Raw genomic sequence first — 6336 nt, 5'->3', positions numbered from 1 at the left:
TGCCGCCATCTGGCACAACTTCCAGACAGGCCAGGCGGTCAGCCGCTCACTGACCGCCTATGACCACTGACCGTATTCGGACAGACTCGTCTAGGGCTCGAGCAGCGGCACCTGCCCCGACTCGTCGACCGCCCGTTGGTGGCCTCGAATCTGGGCGCCCTCGACTACGGAGACTTGCGCATGTGCACGCATCTGGAGGCGGCTTCATGACGTCCGATCACGCCGACTCGGCGGTGCCGAGCGGGGAGTGTGAACGGGAGCCGTCACACCAGACGCGGTTGCAGTATCAGTACTCCAGCTGTAGATCGCGATCTTCGCAGTGCGCGGCCTGTCGGGCTGCGGCAGCGGCCGGCTTGGGCTTGGTGGCTGCGGCGAGCTGGCGCGTAGGGTGCCGGGGTGATCGCGATTCCAGAGGAGTTCGCACAGAGCACCGTCGACCGTGAGGGGGAGGCCGGGGCGGCGTGGATCGCCGAGCTGCCCGGGATCGTGGAGGAGTTGCTGGGGCGCTGGGGGTGCGTGCCGGATGGTGAGGTCATGCACGGGGGCGTCGGCATCATCGTTCCGGTACGGCGGCGGGCTGAGGAGAGCGCCGTGCTGAAGGTGTCGTTTCCGCATCCCGGCAACGTCCATGAGCCGAATGCCTTCGTTGCGTGGGGCGGGTGCGGCGCCGTCCTGCTGCATGAGCGCGACGACGAGCGGTTCGCGATGCTGCTGGAGCGGGTTCAGCCCTCGACCCTGGCGGAGGTCGAGGACGGCGACGAGGTGATGGCGGTCGCCGGACGGCTCAATCGCCGCCTGGCCATCCCCGCACCACCCGGCCTGCCACGGCTACGTGAGCAGGCCGATGCCTGGGAAGAGCAGCTGCGCAAGGACGCCGAGGAGCTGCCGCATGCACTGCCGCGTCAGGTGCTGGATGCCGCCGTGGCGACCGTTCGGGAGCTGGGTCGGGCCCAGCCGGACACACTCATTCACGGCGACCTCCATGCCCGGAACGTCCTGCGTGCCGGCCGAGAGCCGTGGCTGGCTGTCGACCCCAAGGGATACGTGGGAGATCCTGCCTACGACGGCGGCACATTTCTGAAGTCCCGCGCGCTGACGCTCCTTGCAGTGGATGACCTGCGCAAGGCTGTCCACCGCGTCTTGGACGTCTTCGCCGAGGCCGCGGAGCTCGACCGTGAACGCGTCCAGCGGTGGGCCCAGTTCCATGCCGTCCAGGCTGCGTTCTGGGGCCGCCGCTACGGTTTTCGTATCGCCCGCAGCGGGCCACGGCTGGACTGGCTCACTGAATTTGCCGACCGACTGGCTGAGTTGCTCACCGAACGCTCGTAGAGCGTGATGGTGCTGGCCGGGTCCGGTGGGTGGACGAGTGGGGCCACCGTTGATCATGGTGAGCTGTGTGGACTGACGATGCGATGATGGCCGCAGGTCTCAGCATTGATCCCGCCCGGTGGAGGGAGGCGTTCGCGGCGGCCATGGGCCGCATCGCTGGCCCGTTCGCCCGATACGAACCTCGCCTGCGAGCCGGGCGGCTAATGCTGGGCAGGCCGCCCAGTTCTCGCCCGCAGGCCCGTCAAACCGGATGAGCTCGCCTCACTGCTCGATCGGCAAGAGCGCCGCGAACTGTGAGAAGCGGGCGCGGGCGTGTGGGTGAGGTGGTGTCGATACGGTCCGCCGCGGCGGTCAGGCAGCGCTCTTCTTGCGGCGGCGTGCGCTGCGGGCGAGGGCGTCGACGAGCTGCGCACGGCTCATCTTCGACCAGTACTCTCCCAGTTGGGCACCTCCGTCGTTGCCTCAACCCAGGGCAGAGCCTGTGTGCAGACACGTCTTGGTACTCGAGCAGTTCCGCTGCTGGAGTACCAGGACTTTCGCATCCGGCGACTACTTGAGCGCTACTGCGTCACCGGCCGACACGATCCGGGCCGTCGTCGTCGTGCCAGGGAAGTACCAGCGCCAACTCCCCGCCGCTGTGACGGTCACCTTGGTGCTGAGCTGCCCGGAGCGGCCCGTCTTCACGGTTTTGACCGTACTGTAGTGCGTGGCGCTGGCCTTGCGGTACTGGAGCTTCACGACCTGCCCGGCGAAACCCTGGTACTTCAGGGTCTCCCAGTTCGCCCGCGACAGTTTGCCGGTGATCGTGAGCTTCGCGCCCTTGGCGACCGGCTCGGGGGCCGCGTCCGTCGTCAGCCGCGAGGCGCGCTTCACCTTGTACCGGGCAATATCATCGGAAATCCAGTAGTCGCCGTCGTTGGCCTTGACAGTGGCGTTCACCGTCCAGAGGCCGGCGACCTTGTTGGAATCGATATCGTCACTGTCCGGGATCCAAGCCGGGTCCACCGTCATGGTTGCCGTGCACACCGACGTGGTCGAGGCCTTCTTCCGGCATGTCGTGCCCGTCCAGCTGAAGAAGCCATAACCGTTTGAGCGGTTGAAGGTGCTGACGTGGGTGAGCCCCTTCACCCCTGAGTTGTCCTTAACGGTGATGGCGATCGGGAACGTCACCTTCTTCGCCGTGCCGATCGTGACGTTGGCCCCGCCGTTGACGACGGTCGACACCACCCGGACATCCCCCCGCCCCTCGGCGTGGGCCCCCGTCGCCGCCAGCAGCACCAGGGCGACTGCCCCTCCCGCCGCCACCCAGCCGGTTCTTCGCCCGGAGCGTGTTGTGCCTTTCATAGTCCTCCCCTTGTGAACCGATCACGAAGTCGATCAGTCACAGAGGCTACACACGAGGTCCGCCACTACGCGTTCGCTTTGTCGTGACGTTGTACGTCACCGCTCCACCCGTGGCCGACACCCCACAAGTAGGCACCCGCTCCGCAGTCGGCAGCCCCTCACGAGCGCTTCACCAACCTGACCGCGGCGGCGGTGACCGTCCATGCGGAACTTCGCCGCGGGGTGATCCGCAGAGGCGGCGGATGCTTCGCCAGCTAGGCCATCGGTCGCAACGCTTCCCAGGGCGGCTGCGGTCAAGCCGACGCGTCCATCTCTTCTGCGACAGGAGCCGACTCCCGGATCAGCCGAAGGTGGGACCGGCCGCCCAGGCCGACGCCGCAGCGACCACGCCGGCTGGCGCCAACCAGCCCGCGCCCCAGCCGCGGGCCCCGGCCCCCCGTCAAGGTCACCACGATGCGAGGGAGCGCACCCCCGCCAAGCCGGCCGCCCCCTGACCCCGCTCCCCCAGCCGGGCCGCCCACCCCACCAGGTGGGCGGCCCGGCCCATTACCGCAAGGAGAGCACATGGCCACCGAACCCCAGGCCACCAAGCCCGAACCCCAGATCACGAACTGCCCCGACTATGGCGTCAGTCCCAGCAGCCTCCACCGCGACCGCTGCGACGTCGCCCGGTGCACCGAAAGGCTTCGTCATTGACCTCGGCGCCGACGAGGAGCCCCTGCCCGACCTCAACCGCCTCTACTCCGAGTGCGACTGGGACCCCAAGCAGCAGCGCATGGTCCGCCGCACCACCTGACGTCCTGCGGCCCGGCCGACCGGCCGGGCCGCCCGCCCCTAGAACCAGGAAGGAAGGCACCCATGCCTGCCATACCCCTCGACGGCATCCCTCAGCGCCACATCCCCATCGTTCACACCACCACCAAGAACGAATCGAACGAGCTGCTGCGCAGCGGCAACCTACGCGAGGGCCTGCAAGGCGACGAGTTCCCCTACGCCAGGGACATCGCCGAGGCGTACACCACGTTCGGCGGACGCTGCTGGCTCCTCGCCCGCCAGACCTTCATCACCGACCACCAAGGCCGCACGATCCACAACGTGCGACACGTCTTCACCGACAGCCCGGGACAGCCCTGGTGGTCCCTGCCCATTCGCCCCAGCAAGCGCGCCTACGAGTTCGACTCCACCACCAGCGAGCCCGTCGCTGGCAGCGGACGGCCCTACCCGCAGCCCGTTCTCCCGCGTTAGATTGCCGCCTTCGAAGCCGAACGCTGCGGCCCCTACCGCTACGCTTTCGGCCTGTGCTCCGGCTGCGGCCTCAGAGGCCGCGTCCAACGCCGCTGCGCGGCCGACGACCCCGACCGCTCCCGCGAGTCCCTGCGCACCGCCTACGCCCAGCCCTGGAAGTGGGTGCCCGGCCCGCACGAGTGCGGCTACGCCGGCCAACCCGAGATCCGCCCGAGCATCCTGTACGGGCTGGTCCCGCAGATCAGCCCCTCCGCCACATCGGCCGACATCAGCGACGCTCGCTGATCGCTAGAGCAGGGAAGCAGCTACCGCAAGGGTTCAGCGAGCAGCACTGACATCCAGGGCGTAGCAACTTCCCTCACTGCTCCCATACCGCTGAGGGTTCAAGGGGTAGTTGATTACCTTCGATTCGTGCGGCGCCAGGGTGACCTTTGCCGGGCTGCCATCATTCGCCACGAGCGTTACGCCATCGACTTGCGGCGAAAAGGTCTCCGGCTGGTCCCCATCGTTAACGAAGCGGATTTGCGCAACTCGCGCGGGCAGCATCGCCGCACTTCCCTCGGGTCGGAACAGCTCGGTCTGGGAGCAGTCGATGACCGAGCCGGTCACCTGCTCGGTTCGGTCCACTCCGCCCGCGAACGCGTAAACGACACCTCCGACAGCCAGCGTCAAGCCGACTCCGGCTGCAACCATCAGCCAGGCTGGACGTCTGACTGGAGAAGGCGGGTACGGGGGCATCGGGGGTGCGCCTACACAGCGTTGCTCTTGCGCTGCGGCCCACCCCTCGATGTAGAGGTCGATGCATTCCTCACAAGTTGCTTGCTCTGGCTCTTCGGCTCGCGGTGCTGAACGGTCGATCGGCGCATCACACATGGCGACGACGTCGCCCTTGAGCGCGATGTGCACCACCCTCTCCGCCATCCCTTGTCCCTTTCACATCCGCCTGAGGCGAGCGATCGCACGCACCTGCGAACCGCCTGCCACTAGCACCTTCACAACATCCACCCCCAGCGGGGTAGGGTTTTGCGCCCCTGCCGCGCGGCCGCCGCTGGAACACCTGGGTCCACATCGGCAGCCTCGAAGTCGACCGAGGCCCCGCGACCGTCCTCTACAACGCGATCATCGATCGCCCGATGCCGGTCTTCGACAACAAGCCCCTCTATGTCGGCCACCGCCTCTGGACCCTGCGACCAACCGAGACCGATGTCCAGGCCGACGTCGACGCGACCGCCCCGGCCACCGCCGGCGTCACCAAGCAGCAGCCGGAGCCTCGGGCCGCGATCGAGTCTGCTGCCAAGCCAACGCGACACCTGCAGACCGTCCCTGCGCCCGAGCCGCAGGCCCCGGCCAAGCGCGCCGCCAAGGAGTCCCGCCGTACCAACGCCACCGCCTCGGCCGATGCCAAACCCCATCCGCGCCCACCCGCAAGCGCACCGCTGCCAAGCCCGCCGCCTCCTGACGACCTCGTCCGGCCGCCCGCTCATCCCAGCGGGCGGCACTGGCTGGGCGATGTGGGTGGCAAGGTGCCGCGGCTGCTCACTGACAGTCGCTGGGTGGCCCGCGCCCTGCCCGTACCTCGGCCGGCCGTTGAGCGGCCGGCCGAGTAGACGCCGGAACCCCGCCGCGACGGGGGATTGCGCGGCGGGGTCCAGGGCCAGTGTGGCAGGCGGTCAGACCTTGCAGAAGCCGGACGCGTTGAGGGCGTCGTTGATGGCCTTGCCCTGGGCTTCGGTGGTGGTGACGTCCTTGTAGCTAAAGCGCTGCGAGGCGGCCCAGTCGAGTTTGGTGCCCCTGCCGTTGATGGAGCTGCACTGGTTGCGGGCGGCGTCGATGGCCTTGTCCTCGTAGCGGACGACGTCCGGGGCGGCCTTGGCAAGCGCGTCGAGGAGTTGCTGGCGCTTCTGGCCGGTCGGCTTGGGCGGGATGCCAGCGCCCTTGGAGCTCTCGTCTTTCTGCTTCTGGGGCGGCTCCTTCGCGGCCGTGGCCGAGGGCTCGGAGCTGGCCGGCTTGCTGCTGTCGCTGCTGGTGCTGTCGTCGCACGCGGTCAGAGCGGCAGCGGCGGCCAGCAGGATGACGGCGTACGTGGCGGTGCGGGTCTTCAAGATCTCCCCTGAGGCGTGATGCATGGCTTGCGCGTGTATGACTCGTGAAGGAGTCGTGTGGTTGCAGGGGGCAGGGCGATTTTCCCGGCCGCGTCAGATGAGTCCGAGCCAGCGGGCGACGTTTGCGTACTCCTCCCAGGGATGGTCTATCACCACGCACGCTGTCAGCACCTGACAGTGTGCGGCGCCCAATACCCAGGTCGTTTGCCACTACTGTCAGTGCGTTGTGGCAAACCGGATCTTGTTCGAGTGGCAGCGGGTGATCATCTGGACGGAGGTTCGGGTGCGGTCGCGGGCATGAGAGAACGGGCCCCTT

7 protein-coding genes are annotated in these 6336 nt (G+C 68.0%); 4 read left to right on the top strand and 3 right to left on the bottom strand.

Features of this window, described 5'->3' with window-relative positions; all coding sequences use genetic code 11:
• The first annotated feature begins 396 nt into the window (after positions 1-396).
• Positions 397-1329, top strand: coding sequence for an aminoglycoside phosphotransferase family protein (locus ACWEK3_RS41875; protein ID WP_450541019.1), 933 nt, complete (start codon positions 397-399; stop codon positions 1327-1329).
• A 549-nt stretch (positions 1330-1878) separates the two neighbouring features.
• Here the strand turns inward: ACWEK3_RS41875 and ACWEK3_RS41870 are convergent.
• Positions 1879-2673, bottom strand: coding sequence for a hypothetical protein (locus ACWEK3_RS41870; protein ID WP_450541020.1), 795 nt, complete (start codon positions 2671-2673; stop codon positions 1879-1881).
• 622 nt (positions 2674-3295) lie between these two features.
• Here ACWEK3_RS41870 and ACWEK3_RS41865 point away from each other — a divergent pair.
• Positions 3296-3469 carry a hypothetical protein gene (locus tag ACWEK3_RS41865; RefSeq protein ID WP_450547733.1) on the top strand — a complete coding sequence of 58 codons (174 nt, stop codon included), beginning with the start codon at positions 3296-3298 and terminating at the stop codon, positions 3467-3469.
• A gap of 62 nt (positions 3470-3531) precedes the next feature.
• Positions 3532-3918 (top strand): hypothetical protein, encoded by a 387-nt coding sequence (locus ACWEK3_RS41860; protein WP_450547732.1) that lies wholly within the window; start codon positions 3532-3534, stop codon positions 3916-3918.
• Positions 3919-4236: 318 nt separating this feature from the next.
• On the opposite strand, the gene ACWEK3_RS41855 is transcribed toward ACWEK3_RS41860, so the two are convergent.
• Complete coding sequence (locus ACWEK3_RS41855; RefSeq protein WP_453252213.1) at positions 4237-4827, bottom strand: hypothetical protein; 591 nt, start codon at positions 4825-4827, stop codon at positions 4237-4239.
• 224 nt (positions 4828-5051) lie between these two features.
• On the opposite strand from ACWEK3_RS41855, the gene ACWEK3_RS41850 reads away from it, so the two are divergent.
• Positions 5052-5525 carry a hypothetical protein gene (locus ACWEK3_RS41850; RefSeq protein ID WP_453252212.1) on the top strand — a complete coding sequence of 158 codons (474 nt, stop codon included), beginning with the start codon at positions 5052-5054 and terminating at the stop codon, positions 5523-5525.
• Between the two features lie 63 nt (positions 5526-5588).
• Here ACWEK3_RS41850 and ACWEK3_RS41845 read toward each other — a convergent pair whose 3' ends face one another.
• Positions 5589-6020, bottom strand: a complete 432-nt coding sequence (locus tag ACWEK3_RS41845) for a hypothetical protein (RefSeq protein ID WP_450547729.1) — start codon at positions 6018-6020, stop codon at positions 5589-5591.
• Positions 6021-6336 lie beyond the last annotated feature (316 nt).

The sequence above is a fragment of the Streptomyces sp. NPDC004721 genome (assembly GCF_053601495.1).
This window is presented reverse-complemented; position numbering and strand designations above follow the sequence as displayed.

Bases quoted from the DNA above. Each gene is read 5' to 3' on its own strand.
- ACWEK3_RS41870 (WP_450541020.1), bottom strand. From the start codon at position 2,673: ATGAAAGGCACAACACGCTCCGGGCGAAGAACCGGCTGGGTGGCGGCG.
- ACWEK3_RS41865 (WP_450547733.1), top strand. From the start codon at position 3,296: ATGGCGTCAGTCCCAGCAGCCTCCACCGCGACCGCTGCGACGTCGCCC.
- ACWEK3_RS41860 (WP_450547732.1), top strand. From the start codon at position 3,532: ATGCCTGCCATACCCCTCGACGGCATCCCTCAGCGCCACATCCCCATC.
- ACWEK3_RS41850 (WP_453252212.1), top strand. From the start codon at position 5,052: ATGCCGGTCTTCGACAACAAGCCCCTCTATGTCGGCCACCGCCTCTGG.